Genomic DNA, 16,566 nt, shown 5'->3' on the forward strand with positions numbered 1-16,566 from the left:
GAGGGATACGCTGCACATGACTATGCGCTTTGTTTTGCTACTGCTGACGTTGTTCAGCGTGACCTGCCAGGCGCAGACCATCAAAGAGAGCTATGCCTTTGCCGTTCTGGGTGAACCCAAATACGACGCTAACTTTACCCACTTTGATTACGTAAATCCGGCTGCACCAAAAGGCGGGAACATCACGCTCTCCGCAATGGGAACGTTCGATAACTTCAACCGCTTTGCGCTGCGTGGTGTTGCCGCCGAACGCACCGATTCGCTCTATGACACACTCTTTGTCACCTCCGATGACGAGCCCGGAAGCTACTACCCGCTCGTCGCCGAGGCGGTTCGTTACGCTGATGATTTTTCATGGGCAGAAGTCACGATCAATCCCCGCGCACGTTTTCATGATGGGTCGTCGGTAAAAGCCAGCGATATCGCCTTTACCTTTCATAAGTTTATGACCGAAGGCGTGCCGCAGTTCCGTCTGGTGTTTAAAGGAACAACGGTTAAAGCGATTGCGCCATTAACCGTGCGTATTCAACTGGCGGAGCCCAGCAAAGAGAGCATGCTGAGTCTTTTCTCGTTGCCCGTTATGCCGGAATCATTCTGGAAAGATCATAAGCTGAGCGACCCGATTTCCACGCCTCCGCTGGCTGGAGGTCCTTACCGCATCACGAGTTGGCGGATGGGGCAATATCTTGTTTACTCGCGCGTAAAAGACTACTGGGCCGCCAATTTACCGGTCAATCGCGGCCGCTGGAATTTCGATACTATCCGCTACGACTACTATCTCGACGATAATGTGGCCTTTGAAGCCTTTAAAGCCGGTGCATTCGATATGCGCCAGGAAGTCAGCGCCAAAAACTGGGCCACCCGCTACATCGGCAAGAATTTTGCGAATCATTACATCGTCAAAGATGAACAAAAAAATGAATCAGCGCAGGACACGCGCTGGCTGGCATTTAATATACAACGTCCTGTTTTCGCCGACAGGCGTGTACGCCAGGCCATTACCCTCGCCTTTGATTTTGAGTGGATGAACAAGGCGCTGTTTTACAATGCCTACAGCAGGACCAACAGCTATTTCCAGAATACAGAATATGCCGCCCGCGACTATCCCGACGCCGCAGAGCTAACGTTGCTCGCACCGTTGAAAGCAGAAGTTCCCCCTGAAGTTTTCACGACCATTTTTGTGCCGCCCACCACTAAAGGGAGCGGTTACGATCGTGACAATTTGCTCAAAGCGAGCGCTTTACTGGATGAATCCGGCTGGGTGTTAAAAAATCAAAAACGAGTGAATGCCCAGGGCAAACCGCTCACCTTTGAGCTGCTGCTCTCCTCTGGCGGAAATAATCAGTGGGTTCTGCCGTTCCAGCACAATCTGGAACGACTCGGGATCACCCTGGAAATCCGTCAGGTTGATAACGCGCAGATAACCAATCGAATGCGCAATCGTGATTACGATATGATGACGCGTCTGTGGCAGGCCCAGCCATGGCCCAGCACTAACTTACGCATTTCATGGGCGTCGGAATATATCAACTCTACCTATAACGCCCCTGGCGTCTCAAGCCCGGCAATCGACACGCTGATCGGTAAGATCATTGCGGCGCAAGGCGATAAAGAAAAGTTACTCCCGCTAGGTCGCGCACTTGATCGGGTATTAACCTGGAATTACTACATGCTGCCGATGTGGTTCATGGCTCAGGATCGGCTGGCCTACTGGGACAAATTTGCTAAACCGTCCGTACGCCCCATTTACTCGCTGGGATTTGATAACTGGTGGTATGACGTCAATAAAGCCGCAAAACTGCCTGCAGAGCGGCGCTAAGGAATAACGATGGGCGCTTATCTGATTCGACGCTTATTGCTGATTATCCCCACGCTGTGGGCGATTATCACCATCAACTTCTTCATTGTGCAAATTGCGCCGGGCGGGCCCGTTGATCAGGCCATTGCGGCTATTGAGTTTGGCCATAGCAATGGCTTACCGGGAGGCGGCAGCGAGGGTCTGCGCGCCAGTCACGCTCAAACCGGTACCGGGAATATCAGTGACAGCAGCTATCGTGGTGGACGCGGTCTGGACCCCGAAGTGATTGCCGAGATCACCCAGCGCTACGGCTTTGATAAACCTCTCCATGAGCGTTATTTCAAGATGCTGTGGGATTACGTCCGATTTGATTTCGGTAACAGCCTGTTCCGCAGCGCCTCTGTTTTACAGCTCATCAAAGACAGTCTGCCGGTTTCAATTACGCTTGGCTTGTGGGGCACGCTCATCATCTATCTGGTGTCGATCCCGCTGGGGATACGCAAAGCGGTGTACAACGGCAGCCGTTTCGATATCTGGAGCAGTACCTTCATTATTATTGGCTACGCGATCCCCGCATTTCTGTTCGCCGTGCTATTGATTGTTTTCTTCGCGGGCGGCAGCTATTTCGATATCTTCCCGCTGCGCGGTCTGGTGTCCGCTGATTTCAGTTCACTTCCCTGGTATCAAAAAATCACCGATTACCTCTGGCACATAACCCTGCCGGTGCTGGCGACGGTGATCGGCGGATTTGCGGCCCTGACGATGCTGACAAAAAATGCGTTCCTCGATGAGATCCGCAAGCAGTATGTGGTCACCGCGCGCGCGAAAGGCGTCAGTGAAAAACAGATCATGTGGAAACACGTTTTTCGTAACGCCATGCTGCTGGTGATTGCCGGTTTTCCCGCCACGTTTATCAGCATGTTTTTCACCGGTTCTCTGCTGATTGAAGTGATGTTCTCCCTGAACGGGCTGGGGCTGCTCGGCTATGAAGCCACCGTGTCACGCGATTATCCGGTGATGTTTGGCACACTCTACATTTTCACCCTGATCGGCCTGCTGCTGAATATTATTAGCGATATCAGTTATACGCTGGTCGATCCCCGTATTGATTTTGAGGGCCGCTGATGCCGCATTTAAGCCCCGTCAACCAGGCCCGCTGGGCGCGTTTCCGTCACAATCGGCGTGGATATTGGTCGCTGTGGATTTTTGCCGTGCTGTTTGTGCTCAGCCTGTGCTCTGAGCTGATTGCCAACGACAAACCGCTGCTGGTTCATTTTAACGATCGCTGGTATACGCCAGTGTTGAATAACTACAGCGAAAGCGATTTCGGCGGTCCGTTCGCGACCCCCGCTGATTATCAGGATCCCTGGCTTCGTGAGCAGATAGACAATCACGGTTGGGCGCTGTGGGCGCCGATCCGCTTTGGTGCCAACAGCATTAATTTTGCGACATCTTCCCCTTTCCCTTCCGCACCTTCAGCACAAAACTGGCTGGGAACGGATGCGAACGGTGGCGATGTGCTGGCGCGCATTCTTTACGGCACGCGGATTTCCATTTTGTTCGGGCTGATGCTCACGCTGTTCTCCAGCGTAATGGGCGTCGTAGCCGGTGCGATTCAGGGCTATTACGGCGGCAAAATTGATTTGTGGGGCCAACGCTTTATCGAAGTGTGGTCCGGAATGCCGACATTATTTTTGATCATTCTGCTCTCAAGCGTTGTTCAGCCGAATTTCTGGTGGCTGCTTGGCATCACGGTTATTTTTGGCTGGATGGCGCTGGTCGGCGTTGTGCGCGCCGAATTTTTACGCACGCGTAATTTTGATTATATCCGCGCCGCTCAGGCGCTCGGCGTTAGCGATCGCAGCATTATTTTTCGTCATATGCTGCCCAATGCCGTGGTCGCGACGCTGACGTTCCTGCCGTTTATTTTGTGCAGTTCAATCACCACGCTCACGTCACTGGATTTTCTGGGCTTCGGTCTGCCGCTTGGCTCACCGTCGCTGGGCGAATTACTGTTGCAGGGCAAAAATAACCTTCAGGCTCCGTGGCTGGGTATTACGGCATTTCTTTCCGTTGCCGTGTTGCTCTCGTTACTGATTTTTATTGGCGAAGCGGTCCGCGATGCCTTCGATCCCAATAAGGCGATATAAGATGACGCAACCCCTTCTCAGTATCGACAATCTCTCTATCGCGTTTACCCACCAGGGCGAAACACGCGAGGTGGTGAGCGACCTGTCGCTGCAGATTCACGCCGGAGAGACGCTGGCGCTGGTGGGCGAATCGGGCTCAGGAAAAAGCGTGTCAGCGCTGTCTGTGCTGCGCCTGTTACCCTCCCCTCCCGTTGTCTATCCGCAGGGCGATATTCTGTTCCACGGCCAGTCGCTGCTGCATGCAGACGAACACACATTACGCGGTATCCGCGGCAATAAAATCGCGATGATCTTTCAGGAACCGATGGTCTCGCTGAATCCGCTGCACACGCTGGAAAAACAGCTGTACGAAGTGCTGTCGCTGCATCGCGGAATGCGTAAAGAAGCCGCCAGAGGGGAAATTCTGGACTGCCTTGAGCGCACCGGTATTCGCAACGCCGCTAAGCGTCTGACCGATTTCCCGCATCAGCTTTCGGGTGGCGAGCGCCAGCGCGTGATGATCGCTATGGCTCTGCTGACCCGTCCAGAACTGCTGATTGCCGATGAGCCGACAACCGCACTCGATGTCACGGTACAGGCGCAAATTTTGCAGTTGCTGAGAGAACTGCGAGAAGAGCTGAACATGAGCCTGCTGTTTATCACCCACAATCTCGGCATTGTGAAAAAACTCGCTGATAATGTGGCCGTCATGCAAAAAGGCCGCTGCGTTGAACAAAACACCGCGACAGCGCTCTTCCACGCGCCACAACACCCTTACACGCAACGTCTGCTCAACAGCGAGCCGTCGGGCGATCCGGTGCCACTCCCGGCTCACGGCACGCCGCTATTGAACGTTGAGGGGCTTGCCGTCTCGTTCCCTGTGCGGAAGGGGATTTTCCGCCGTGTCGTCGATCAAAATCATGTGCTGAAGAACGTCAGCTTTTCACTGCGGCCAGGCGAAACGCTAGGTTTAGTCGGAGAGTCGGGGTCGGGTAAAAGCACCACCGGGCTGGCGCTGCTGCGGTTAATTGCCTCACAGGGAGCCATCCTGTTTGATGGAAAACCGCTGCACGGCTTGAACCGGCGACAGATGTTGCCCGTGCGTCATCGGATGCAGGTGGTTTTTCAGGATCCCAATTCCTCACTCAACCCTCGACTCAACGTGTTGCAAATTATTGAGGAAGGCCTGCGCGTACATCGGCCAGAGCTAAGCGCCCGGCAGCGTGAAGAAGAAGTCATTCGCGTGATGGAAGAAGTCGGGCTGGATCCGGAGACTCGCTTTCGTTATCCAGCTGCCTTCTCTGGGGGGCAGCGTCAGCGTATCGCCATTTCACGGGCGCTGATCCTGAAACCGGAATTGATTATCCTGGATGAACCCACCTCATCGCTCGACAAAACCGTGCAGGCGCAAATCCTGGCGTTACTGAAAGCGCTGCAGGAAAAGCATCAGCTGGCGTATATCTTTATTAGTCACGATTTGCAGGTTGTGCGCGCGTTGTGCCATCAGGTGATCGTGCTGCGTCAGGGGGAAGTGGTTGAGCAAGGTGACTGCCAGCGCGTGTTTGCCGCACCGACGCATGAATACACACGCCAGCTGTTAGCCTTGCGTTAAGGCTTAGAAAGGTTGCTGACGGGAAAACGGTTCAGCGATGGCGACGCCAAAATTCTTCAGGCGGCAGGTGGCGGCAAATTCATCCTGGCTGTTAACAAACAGGCAAGGTTCACCTTCGCATTCCACGATAGAGCTGACCACTTCGATATCCGTCAAGGCCTGGCTCAGGCGCTCCATAACTGGCCACGCATTTTCATCGTCGGAGCTGAGTAATTTCAGCGCCACGAGGCAATTCTCACTGTCGTTTCCACTTTGCGGAATCGGTTCAACCTTCGAACCTGCAAAACCCGCCAACCAGCGATAGCTTTGTGGCAGGCGATGGACGATGGAGAGCTGTAATGTATTCACGTTCTTTCCCCGGAAGCAAAAAGCCTTCACAATTTATTTACATTTATAGTAACACATCGTTGCTGACCTGCCTTTTTTTTGATGAGAAACGCTTACAGCCTTATGTTACGGGCTTTGGTATCTCATTTTTCAGGGCGTTATTATGTAAGTTACAGGCTCGCTTCGGCGCTATATGTACCCGTTTCTGCGATCTAACTCAACCTTTTTAACTACAACGATGTGACTTTTTACATAAATAGATTTTACATAAAAGAAACAATCACGGGGTAAACAAACATCGGTTTGGTTGACGCGCATCAAAAAAGGGACCGCTTTGGTCCCTTTTCATTTATCAATGCGCTGATTTTCTCGGCCGGCTGGCGTAGAGATAGAAAAGTATCGAACAGGTGGCACAAAACGCGATAGACCAAATCATCGGCCAGGCGGTGTTAAACGTCGCCATTGAGAGCAACGCGCCAACAATCGCACCGATCCCAAAGCGGAACGTGCCTGCCAGCGACGAGGCGGTTCCTGCCATGTGCGGAAACTCGTCGAGAATAACCGCCATCCCATTCGATGAAACCATCGACACGCAACCGACAAACGCCGCCACGCCCACCACCAGCGCCCAGAAACCGACATCAAAGAAGGCGGTGAACACCATCCAAATCGCCATCACAAACTGGATCCACAGGCCCGCCCGGAACATATTCAGCGCCCCGGCACGACGGACAAAGCGGCTATTGATAATGGTCATGACGAACAGGAACACAATGTTCAATGCAAAGTAGTAACCGAAATGCTGCGGCGAAACGTGGTTAATCTCAATGTAAACAAAGGGCCCGGCACTCAGGAACGAAAACATCCCTGCAAAGCTGAAACCACTCGCCAGCATATAGCTCAACACGCGTTTATGGCGGAACAACGAGGCAAAGTTGCCGATGGTGGTGCGAATGTGAAATTTCTGCCGACGTTCCACCGGCAAGGTTTCATCAATGAAGAAGAAGATCATCGCCGACGCCAGCAGCGCGGCGATCGCCAGGATCCAGAAAATGGCATGCCAGCTAAACCATACCAGCACTGCCCCACCGATCATGGGTGCCAGCAATGGCGCAATGGTGGTAACCAGCATGACAAACGACATCATGCGCGAGAACTCTTCCTTCGGGTAGATATCGCGCATCAGGGCATTAATCACCACGCTCGCCGCCGCAGCCGCCAGACCATGCAAGAAACGCATCACGATCAGCTGTTCGATTGTTTGCGCCAGTGCGCACGCCACCGCCGCCGCGGCAAACACCAGCGTTCCCCCCAGAATCACCGGCTTGCGCCCGATGCTGTCCGCCATTGGGCCGTACAGCAATTGCCCAACGGCAAAGCCGAGGATATAGGTGCTGAGTGTCATTTGCGCGCTGCCCGCCGGTACGCCGAACTGCGCGGAAATCACCGGCAGTGCAGGCAAGTACATGTCGATAGACAGCGGCATCAGCATGGCCAGGAGGCCAAGGATAAAGACGATGCTAATTGATGAGTGTGGCCTGGTGGTCACCGTGTGCTCCTGAAATTAGCGTGGCGGCATGCCAACGCTGGCAATTTCGTCTTCCGTTAACGGGCGATATTCACCGGGTTCAAGATCCGGATCGAGGGCAATCTCACCAATACGTTCACGATGCAGGCCAACCACACGGTTGCCCACGGCGGCGAACATCCGCTTCACCTGGTGATAGCGCCCTTCGCTGATGGTCAAACGCACTTCGGTAGGCGTAATAACCTCAAGCACTGCCGGCCTGGTGAGATCTTTTTCATTATGCAGCTGAACGCCTTTGGTGAATTGTTCAGCCGTGTCATCCGCGACCGGCGACTCAAGCGTAACCAGATAGGTTTTTTCACAGTGGTGGCGCGGAGACGTAATTCGGTGCGACCATTGACCATCATCGGTCATTAGCACCAGACCGGTCGTATCAATATCCAGACGCCCCGCCGCATGCAGTTTATGCGCGACCGGCTCTTCAAGGAAATAAAGCACCGTCGGGTGATCAGGGTCATCCGTCGAACAGACGTAGCCTTGCGGCTTATTGAGCATAAAATAGCGTGAGCCGATTTGCTGGGTCAGCGTGTTACCGTCAAACTCCACGTCATGTTCCGGGAGGAGTTTGAACGCGCTGTCTCTCACAATATCGCCGTCCACGGTAACGCGGCTGGCGCGAATTTCACGTCCGGCAATAGCGCGGCTGACGCTGAGTTGCTGAGCGATAAATTTATCAAGTCGCATGAAATCTAATTAGCCTTAAAGGTGCAGGAAGTCGGACAACATGTCCGAAAAAGAAGCAGTCAAGAACTGTCCAGTATAGCGGCCTATCTGTGCCACTCAAGGGAAAAAGTTTCGTGGCATACTAATGCGAGAGAACCAAAACGAGAACCTATGACTTTTACACTTCGCCCCTATCAGCAGGAAGCCGTTGACGCGACGCTCGCCTGGTTTCGCAAACACAAAGAGCCGGCTGCGATTGTGCTGCCCACCGGCGCAGGAAAAAGCTTGGTCATCGCTGAGCTGGCGCGACTGGCGCGTGGCCGCGTGCTGGTGCTGGCGCACGTCAAAGAGCTGGTCGCACAGAATCACGCTAAATACCTGGCATTAGGTCTGGAGGCGGACATTTTCGCTGCCGGACTCAAACGCAAAGAGAGCCACGGCAAAGTCGTTTTTGGTAGCGTACAATCAGTGGCGCGCAATCTTGAGCTGTTCCGCAGCGAGTTCTCGCTGTTGATTATTGACGAGTGCCATCGCATCAGCGATGACAACGACAGCCAGTATCAGCAGATTCTCACGCACCTGAAGGAGGTGAATCCGCAGGTGCGCTTACTGGGGCTGACCGCTACCCCCTTTCGTCTGGGTAAAGGCTGGATTTATCAGTTTCATTATCACGGTATGGTGCGTGGCGATGAGAAAGCGCTGTTTCGCGATTGCATCTATGAACTGCCGCTGCGCTACATGATCAAACACGGCTATCTGACGCCCCCTGAACGCCTGGATATGCCCGTCGTACAGTATGATTTCAGCCGCTTACAGGCGCAAAGCAATGGGTTATTTAGCGAAGCGGACATGAATCTGGAGCTGAAAAAGCAGCAGCGCATTACGCCACATATCATCAGCCAAATTGAAGAGTTTGCTCAGACACGCAAAGGGGTGATGATTTTCGCCGCCACCGTGGAGCATGCCCGCGAAATCACCGGTTTGCTGCCGAAAAACGACGCCGCGTTGATTACCGGTGAAACACCCGGCCCGGAACGCGATACGCTCATCGAGGCCTTTAAAGCGCAGCAGTTCCGCTATCTGGTGAACGTCTCGGTATTGACCACCGGATTTGATGCGCCACACGTCGATTTGATTGCGATTCTGCGCCCCACTGAATCCGTCAGCTTGTATCAGCAAATCGTCGGGCGCGGATTACGGCTGGCCCCCGGAAAAACTGACTGCCTGATTCTCGATTACGCCGGTAATCCGCACGACCTGTATTCGCCCGAAGTGGGCACGCCAAAAGGCAAAAGCGGCAATGTTCCGGTACAAGTTTTTTGCCCGGCCTGCGGTTTTGCCAACACCTTTTGGGGGAAAATGACCGCTGAAGGCACGCTCGTTGAGCATTTTGGCCGCCGCTGTCAGGGCTGGTTTGAGGACGACGAAGGCCATCGCGAACAGTGCGATTTTCGCTTCCGCTTCAAGAACTGTCCGCAGTGCAACGCGGAAAATGATATCGCCGCACGACGCTGCCGGGAGTGTAACACCATCTTGGTCGACCCTGATGACATGCTGAAAGCCGCGCTGAAGCTCAAAGATGCGCTGGTATTGCGCTGCTCCGGTATGGCGCTGCAACCCGGTGCGGATGACAAAGGCGAGTGGCTGAAAATCACCTATTACGACGAAGACGGCGCGGACGTTAGCGAACGTTTCCGGCTGCACACGCCCGCTCAGCGCACGGCGTTCGAACAGCTGTTTATCCGCCCGCATACCCGAACGCCTGGCGTGCCGTTGCGCTGGATTACCGTCGCGGATATCGTCCACCAGCAGGCGTTTTTGCGCCATCCTGATTTTGTTGTCGCCCGTAAAAAAGGCCAGTTCTGGCAGGTGCGTGAAAAGATGTTCGACTACGAAGGACGTTTCCGCCGGGCCAATGAATTGCGGGGTTAAAGGGACTTTTGATTGATGTAAAGTGTGTTTGAGTATAAAATGCCGCCCGCTTCACATCCGTGAGGCAGAACACTTACCTGCTGCTGGGTCGCCTGTAGCAGGACTTATTTACAGAGAGAAATCAATGTTCACTATCAATGCAGAAGTACGTGCAGTGCAGGGTAAGGGTGCGAGCCGCCGCCTGCGCGCAGCTAACAAGTTCCCGGCTATCATTTATGGTGGCGAAGCCGCTCCAGTTGCTATCGAACTGGAACAGGATAAAGTCTGGAACCAGCAGACCAAAGAAGGGTTCTACACTGAAGTTCTGACTATCGTTATCGATGGTAAAGAAGAAAAAGTGAAAGTTCAGGCTGTTCAGCGTCACCCGTTCAAGCCAAAACTGTCTCACGTCGACTTCGTTCGCGCTTAATCGCCAACAGGTTGAGAAAAAACCCCGCGCTGCGGGGTTTTTTTATGGCGGTTATTTACCGCCTGACGTACGACGCTGCAGCTGATCGCGCAGATTCGGTGGTGTCCCTTTGATGGTCAGCGTGTCGGTTGCGGGATCCCAGAAGATGCGCTCACCCAGCAGCATGGCGTCAAAATTAACGGTTAACCCGCCGCCGCTGCCGGCAAATTTGGTTAACTGACGCAGCGTACTGCGATCTGCCGGGAAACTCTCTTCCAGCTCATAGCCTTTATCAGCCGTAAATTCCTGGAAGCTGACTTCGCTGACACCCGCTAACTCTTTCGACAGCGATTCAAGCTCAATCTCTTCGCCGGCCTGCAACTGCTCGCTGCAATAGCTGTAAACCTGCTGACGCACGTTCTGGCGCTCAGATTTATCAAGTTGTGCCTCTGCGGTGAAATCATCCAGCGCCTGCAACAACCCTTTGTTCTGCGCTTTCGCGTTCAGGCCTTCGCTGGCACCGAGGAAGTCCATAAAGAAGTCTGACACTTTGCGCCCGACACGTCCTTTCAGGAACGTCAGGTAGCGCGTGGATTCCGGGTTGGTTTCCCATTCGGTTAAATCAATACGCGCCACAATATCGGCATGATTGATATCCAGATAGTGCGTGGAGCTGATGTCGAGCTGCTCATTCACACGCATACTGCTCAGATTGTTCAGCACGGTGACCAGCAAATAGTCCACCGCCAGATAACGATACTGGCAGAACAGCACGATACCGCCATCCGCAAACGGATATTTCGCCAGTTCGTCGCGCAGACGCCCTGTCGCCGCCCGGCTAAACGCCAGGAAATCCTCTTCGCCCTGCCGCTGTAAGCGTAAGCTTTGCGCCAGCTCGCTCTCTTCGTTGAACATGCCATAGGCTTTATTTTTGGCACTGTAAACGCGGTGTAATTCCGCCATCATTTCCGTAACGGTAGGCGTTGGTTCCAGTAACGAATCACGCAGCACCAGCTCAAGGGTTTGCTCATCACGCTTGATAAGCTGGTGCAACGCAATCTGGTTGATATCCAGACTCATGATAAACTCTCCTTTTAGACCGGGCGGTATTCAATCACCCCCTTCGGATCTGTGCAACAGAAGAACGGCAGATAAAAAAGGGGAAAAAAAGCTGTTGCTACGGTAATATGTTGCCCTTTCATCAACAAACTGATTTCGATTTATGCCACAACATTCCCGCTATAGTGATGAACACGTTGAACACCTGCTCAGTGAGCTGGCCAACGTACTTGAAAAAAACAAAACGCCGACCGATCTTTCTCTGATGGTTTTGGGAAATATGGTCACCAACCTTATCAATACCAGCGTTGCTCCGGCTCAACGTCAGGCGATCGCAAAATCATTCGCCCAGGCTTTGCAGTCCTCGGTGAGCAACGATCAGGCGCATTAAGGGAAACGAACAACAGTTTATGGTGACGAATCGTCAGCGCTACCGCGAAAAAGTCTCCCAGATGGTTAGCTGGGGGCACTGGTTTGCCTTGTTCAACATTTTGTTGGGCATGGTGCTGGGCAGCCGTTATCTGTTCGTGGCCGACTGGCCGACGACGCTAACCGGGCGTATATACTCCTGGATAAGCGTGGTTGGGCATTTTAGCTTTTTAGTGTTCGCCACGTACCTGCTGATTCTTTTCCCTCTGACGTTTATCGTCATGTCGCAGCGGCTGATGCGGTTTTTATCCGCGATACTTGCCACTGCGGGCATGACGCTGCTGCTTATCGACAGCGAAGTCTTCACACGTTTCCACCTGCATCTCAATCCCATCGTCTGGGAACTGGTGATTAACCCCGACCAGAACGAAACCGCACGTGACTGGCAGCTGATGTTTATCAGCGTGCCCATTATTCTGCTGATTGAGATGCTGTTTGCCACATGGAGCTGGCAAAAACTCCGTAGCCTGACACGTCGGCGTCACTACGCCAAACCTGTCGCCGCGCTATTTTTCGTGGCGTTTATCAGCTCGCATGTGATGTACATTTGGGCTGATGCCAACTTCTATCGCCCTATTACCATGCAGCGCGCCAACTTGCCGCTTTCCTATCCGATGACGGCGCGTCGCTTCCTTGAAAAACACGGGCTGCTCGATGCGCAGGAATATCAGCGTCGTCTGGTCGAGCAAGGCAATCCAGAGGCCGTATCGGTACAGTATCCTCTGAGTGATTTGCGCTATCGCGATATGGGACAAGGCCAGAACGTCTTGCTCATTACCGTCGACGGTCTCAATTATTCTCGCTATGAGAAACAGATGCCCGCGCTGGCTGAATTCGCCGAGCAGAACATTAACTTTACGCAGCATATGAGCGCCGGGAATAGCACCGATGCAGGCATTTTCGGTCTGTTCTATGGCATTTCTGCAGGTTATATGGACGGTGTGTTGTCTTCCCGTACGCCAGCGGCACTGATTACCTCTCTTAATCAGCAGGGTTATCAACTGGGGCTGTTCTCATCGGACGGTTTCAGCAGCCCGCTTTATCGCCAGGCGCTGCTGTCCGACTTCTCGCTGCCTGCTGCGCAGAGTCAGTCCGACGAAAAAACGGCGAATCAGTGGGTAAACTGGCTGAATCGCTATGCGCAGGAAGATAACCGCTGGTTCTCCTGGGTTGCGTTTAACGGCACGACGCTGGATGACAGCAATCAGAAAGGCTTTACCCGACGTTACAGCCGTGCGGCGGGTGATGTCGACGCGCAGATCGCACGCGTCATTAGCGCACTCCGTGAATCCGGCAAACTGGATAATACCGTGGTGATCATTACCGCAGGCCACGGTGTGCCGCTGGGTGATGAGACAAAAGAAATGGACTGGTCGCGCCCTAACCTGCACGTCCCGCTGGTTGTTCACTGGCCGGGCACACCTGCACAACGCATCAGCATGTTGACCGATCATAAAGATATTATGACGACGTTGATGCAGCGGTTGCTGCACGTCAGCACACCGGCGAATGAGTACTCGCAGGGTCAGGATATTTTCAGCGCAACGCGTCGCCACAACTGGGTGACGGCAGCCAACGGAAATACTCTGGCAGTGACGACGCCAGCAATAACCTTAGTGCTCAGCAGCAACGGCAATTACCAGACGTATAATCTGCAGGGCGAGAAAATACATGACCAGAAACCGCAGTTGAGTCTGCTCCTTCAGGTGCTGACTGACGAGAAACGGTTTATCGCTAACTGATTAAAAATGAGTCAGTTAGCGTGACGCAGACTTGCATTCATTCTGCAAAAGGTTAGTATAAATTTCTACGGTAACGGCACGTAGCGCAGCCTGGTAGCGCATCGTCATGGGGTGGCGAGGGTCGAGAGTTCAAATCTCTCCGTGCCGACCAAAATTACGACATAAAAAAACCAACCGCTCAGGGTTGGTTTTTTTATGTCTAATGACTTATTTCTTATCACTGCCACCGAGGAAAAATATCCCCAACGGAATGGCAAGAAGAACCGTAAAGACCAGGCTGTAGACAAAGATCATCGCCGATTGCAGCACGAACATGCTGGTGGTCCACTGCGAAAGCGGAATGTTGTACTGTTCGATCACCCCGACAATGGTCGCCCGACCCACGCACGTCGCGGCAATCATAAACACAACGAAAAGTGCCACTAAAAATTTTCTGCCCTCAGGCGTATTAAGCTTAGCGCGAACCATCATGTCTCTCTTCCCTTCACAGATGAATAACAATATTTGCTGCTAACCCTAACACGTTCACCCCTTTCGTTCCATATCAGCATTTACAGCCACCAAAAGACAAAATCACCAGGCACATATACTGTTTAATATGAAAATATGAGTAAATAATATCAACCTTCACATTTTGCTGTGCTAGCCTTGTACCGATCGTTTGACATACAAGGAATGACTGTGAAAAACGCACCTAAATTTGCTATTGCCCTTCTCGCCGCTGCCTGCATGAACACCAGCGCGTTCGCCAGTGAGACGCCGAAAAATGCGCCGCTGGAAAAAATCGCCCCGTGGCCACAGGCCGACAAAGGGATGAAGCGCCAGGTTATCCAGCTCCCTGCTCAGGATGATGAGTCCGGTTTCAAGGTTGAATTGCTGATTGGCCAGAATCTGGAAGTAGACTGCAACCAGCATCGTCTTGGCGGCAAACTGGAAAGCAAAACGCTGGAAGGCTGGGGCTATGACTATTACGTCTTCGATAACGTCACCTCTCCGGTATCCACTATGATGGCTTGTCCGGAAAACACGAAAACGCAGAAGTTTGTGACGGCGTATCTGGGTGATAATGGTCTGCTGCGTTATAACAGCAAGCTACCGATCGTGGTGTATACGCCTGAGAATATCGACGTGAAATATCGGGTCTGGAAAGCGGAAGACAAAATCGAAAACGCAGTCGTGCGTTAAAAATAAAGCCGGGTATCGATACCCGGCTTTTTTATACTCAGAGTGCGATATCCGCGACCGGTTTAGAGTCCGGCTGAGGTTTTAACTGCGGTTGCGCTTGTGGCGCAGCAACAGCCGTTTGCGGTTTTTCGTACTTGAGCTGCAGAACGCGACTGGTGAACTCCAGCTCTTGTTCCGTCGCTGCTACGTTACCGTTCAGCCTGGTGCCGTAAGACGGAATAATGGTTTTCAGTTTCGCCTGCCATTCCGGGCTGGCAACTTTATCTTTAAACACTTTTTCCATCAAATGCAGCATGATTGGCGCGGCTGTTGATGCGCCCGGAGAGGCACCCAGCAGTGCCGCAATCGTGCCGTCTTTATCGCTCACCACTTCCGTGCCAAGACGCAATACGCCGCCTTCTTTCGGGTCACGCTTGATAATTTGCACGCGCTGACCTGCCTGCCATAAGCGCCAGTCCTCTTTTTTCGCCTGCGGATAGTATTCTTTCAGTGCCGCAAAACGATCGTCATCGGAAAGCATCACCTGACTCATCAGGTACTTCACCAGATCGAAGTTATCCATGCCCACATCCACCATCGGCATAAAGTTAGACGTGGTGGTGGAGCTGAGCAGATCCCACAGCGAACCATTTTTCAGGAATTTGGTGGAGAAGGTGGCGAACGGCCCAAACAGCACCACGCGCTTACCGTCCAGCATACGGGTGTCGATATGTGGCACTGACATTGGCGGCGCACCGACAGAAGCCTGACCATACACTTTCGCCAGGTGACGATTCACCACTTCCGGATTCTCGGATACCAGGAATTGTCCGCCGACCGGGAAGCCCGCATAGTCGTCAGCTTCTGGAATACCGGTTTCCTGCAACAGTTTTAACGCTGCGCCACCCGCGCCGATAAAGACAAATTTCGCCTTAATGACGTGTTCTGCTTCGTTGTTCTTCAGATCGGCAACCGTCACGCTCCAGCTGTTATCCGCGTTACGCTTAAAGCCGCGCACTTCGGTGCTGAGTTGCAAATGGAAGTCATCTTTTTTCTGCAAGGCGCTAACCAGCTGACGCGTGATTTCGCCGTAGTTAACGTCGGTGCCGATTTCAGTACGCGTTGCTGCAACCTTCTGGTTTGGGTCGCGCCCTTCCATGACCAGCGGTGCCCACTCTTTGATCTGAGCATGATCTTCAGAGAACTTCATGCCACGGAACAGGCTGCTCTGCTGCAAAGCGGCGTAACGTGCGCGCAGGAAGTTCACGTTTTGGTCGCCCCACACAAAGCTCATGTGCGGCACGGTGTTAATAAATGAGTGCGGGTCGTGCATCACGCCGCTGTTGACCTGATGTGACCAGAACTGGCGTGAAACCTGGAAGGCTTCGTTGATCTCAACGGCCTTCTCGATACTAATGGAACCGTCCTTTTTCTGCGGTGTATAGTTCAGTTCCATGAGTGCCGAGTGGCCCGTGCCGGCGTTATTCCAGCCGTTCGAGCTTTCTTTTGCCACGCCATCGAGGCGTTCAACCATGGTCATCGACCAGTCCGGCTGTAATTCTTGCAGATACGTTCCCAGAGTGGCGCTCATGATACCGCCGCCAATTAAAAGGACATCCGTTTCCTGCTCTTTCGGCGCATCGGCCATCGCGGTCAGGGAGACAGCGTTCAGCCCCACCGCCATAGAAAAGAGCATGGCAGTCATTTTTTTCATCATTTATGCCTTACTTGTTGT

At 53.1% G+C, this 16,566-nt stretch carries 15 protein-coding genes and 1 tRNA gene; 10 read left to right on the forward strand and 6 right to left on the reverse strand.

The genetic code is table 11. The features are described from left to right. Positions 1 to 16: 16 nt before the first annotated feature. The 4 genes from I6L74_RS01485 to yejF are packed head-to-tail and all read left to right on the forward strand — an operon-like array spanning position 17 to position 5,539. The gene (locus I6L74_RS01485; protein WP_059179274.1) at positions 17 to 1,819 is read left to right on the forward strand and encodes an extracellular solute-binding protein; all 1,803 of its coding nucleotides are present in this window, start codon (positions 17 to 19) and stop codon (positions 1,817 to 1,819) included. A 9-nt stretch (positions 1,820 to 1,828) separates the two neighbouring features. Further along, positions 1,829 to 2,923 carry a microcin C ABC transporter permease YejB gene (locus I6L74_RS01490; RefSeq protein ID WP_059179275.1) on the forward strand — a complete coding sequence of 365 codons (1,095 nt, stop codon included), beginning with the start codon at positions 1,829 to 1,831 and terminating at the stop codon, positions 2,921 to 2,923. Continuing rightward, positions 2,923 to 3,948, forward strand: a complete 1,026-nt coding sequence (locus I6L74_RS01495; RefSeq protein WP_059179276.1) for an ABC transporter permease — start codon at positions 2,923 to 2,925, stop codon at positions 3,946 to 3,948. The genes I6L74_RS01490 and I6L74_RS01495 overlap by 1 nt, the downstream gene beginning before the upstream one ends. Position 3,949: 1 nt before the next feature. Further along, a complete protein-coding gene (yejF, locus tag I6L74_RS01500; protein ID WP_059179277.1) occupies positions 3,950 to 5,539 on the forward strand; it encodes a microcin C ABC transporter ATP-binding protein YejF in 1,590 nt (529 codons plus the stop codon). A gap of 3 nt (positions 5,540 to 5,542) precedes the next feature. Here yejF and I6L74_RS01505 read toward each other — a convergent pair whose 3' ends face one another. The 3 genes from I6L74_RS01505 to rsuA all read right to left on the reverse strand — a co-directional run bounded on the left by I6L74_RS01505 (position 5,543) and on the right by rsuA (position 8,138). Further along, the gene (locus I6L74_RS01505) at positions 5,543 to 5,887 is read right to left on the reverse strand and encodes a YejG family protein (RefSeq protein ID WP_059179278.1); all 345 of its coding nucleotides are present in this window, start codon (positions 5,885 to 5,887) and stop codon (positions 5,543 to 5,545) included. 331 nt (positions 5,888 to 6,218) lie between these two features. Then, positions 6,219 to 7,415 carry a Bcr/CflA family multidrug efflux MFS transporter gene (locus I6L74_RS01510; RefSeq protein WP_059179279.1) on the reverse strand — a complete coding sequence of 399 codons (1,197 nt, stop codon included), beginning with the start codon at positions 7,413 to 7,415 and terminating at the stop codon, positions 6,219 to 6,221. 15 nt (positions 7,416 to 7,430) lie between these two features. Then, positions 7,431 to 8,138, reverse strand: coding sequence for a 16S rRNA pseudouridine(516) synthase RsuA (gene rsuA / locus I6L74_RS01515; protein WP_059179280.1), 708 nt, complete (start codon positions 8,136 to 8,138; stop codon positions 7,431 to 7,433). 150 nt (positions 8,139 to 8,288) lie between these two features. Here rsuA and radD point away from each other — a divergent pair, with 150 nt between their 5' ends. Then, positions 8,289 to 10,049 carry a DNA repair helicase RadD gene (radD, locus tag I6L74_RS01520; RefSeq protein WP_059179281.1) on the forward strand — a complete coding sequence of 587 codons (1,761 nt, stop codon included), beginning with the start codon at positions 8,289 to 8,291 and terminating at the stop codon, positions 10,047 to 10,049. A gap of 124 nt (positions 10,050 to 10,173) precedes the next feature. Then, the gene (gene rplY, locus I6L74_RS01525; RefSeq protein ID WP_059179282.1) at positions 10,174 to 10,458 is read left to right on the forward strand and encodes a 50S ribosomal protein L25; all 285 of its coding nucleotides are present in this window, start codon (positions 10,174 to 10,176) and stop codon (positions 10,456 to 10,458) included. 51 nt (positions 10,459 to 10,509) lie between these two features. On the opposite strand, the gene yejK is transcribed toward rplY, so the two are convergent. Continuing rightward, a complete protein-coding gene (gene yejK, locus I6L74_RS01530) occupies positions 10,510 to 11,517 on the reverse strand; it encodes a nucleoid-associated protein YejK (RefSeq protein ID WP_059179283.1) in 1,008 nt (335 codons plus the stop codon). Between the two features lie 142 nt (positions 11,518 to 11,659). Between yejK and I6L74_RS01535 the strand changes: the two genes are divergently transcribed. The 3 genes from I6L74_RS01535 to I6L74_RS01545 all read left to right on the forward strand — a co-directional run bounded on the left by I6L74_RS01535 (position 11,660) and on the right by I6L74_RS01545 (position 13,818). After that, entirely contained in the window at positions 11,660 to 11,887 is a 228-nt protein-coding gene (locus tag I6L74_RS01535; protein ID WP_059179284.1) for a YejL family protein, read from the forward strand. 19 nt (positions 11,888 to 11,906) lie between these two features. Further along, on the forward strand, positions 11,907 to 13,667 hold the full coding sequence (yejM, locus tag I6L74_RS01540; protein WP_059179285.1) for an LPS biosynthesis-modulating metalloenzyme YejM: 1,761 nt from the start codon (positions 11,907 to 11,909) through the stop codon (positions 13,665 to 13,667). Between the two features lie 74 nt (positions 13,668 to 13,741). Then, positions 13,742 to 13,818 (forward strand) — tRNA-Pro (locus I6L74_RS01545). A 56-nt stretch (positions 13,819 to 13,874) separates the two neighbouring features. Here I6L74_RS01545 and I6L74_RS01550 read toward each other — a convergent pair. Continuing rightward, positions 13,875 to 14,135, reverse strand: a complete 261-nt coding sequence (locus tag I6L74_RS01550; RefSeq protein WP_059179497.1) for a DUF2534 family protein — start codon at positions 14,133 to 14,135, stop codon at positions 13,875 to 13,877. Positions 14,136 to 14,342: 207 nt separating this feature from the next. Here I6L74_RS01550 and eco point away from each other — a divergent pair, with 207 nt between their 5' ends. Next, positions 14,343 to 14,852 (forward strand): serine protease inhibitor ecotin, encoded by a 510-nt coding sequence (gene eco, locus I6L74_RS01555; protein ID WP_059179286.1) that lies wholly within the window; start codon positions 14,343 to 14,345, stop codon positions 14,850 to 14,852. Positions 14,853 to 14,889: 37 nt separating this feature from the next. Here the strand turns inward: eco and mqo are convergent, their stop codons facing one another. After that, positions 14,890 to 16,545: a malate dehydrogenase (quinone) gene (gene mqo, locus I6L74_RS01560; RefSeq protein ID WP_059179287.1), complete on the reverse strand. Its 1,656-nt coding sequence runs from the start codon at positions 16,543 to 16,545 to the stop codon at positions 14,890 to 14,892. Positions 16,546 to 16,566 lie beyond the last annotated feature (21 nt).

Source organism: Lelliottia amnigena, from assembly GCF_019047465.1.
GTDB lineage: Bacteria > Pseudomonadota > Gammaproteobacteria > Enterobacterales > Enterobacteriaceae > Enterobacter > Enterobacter amnigenus.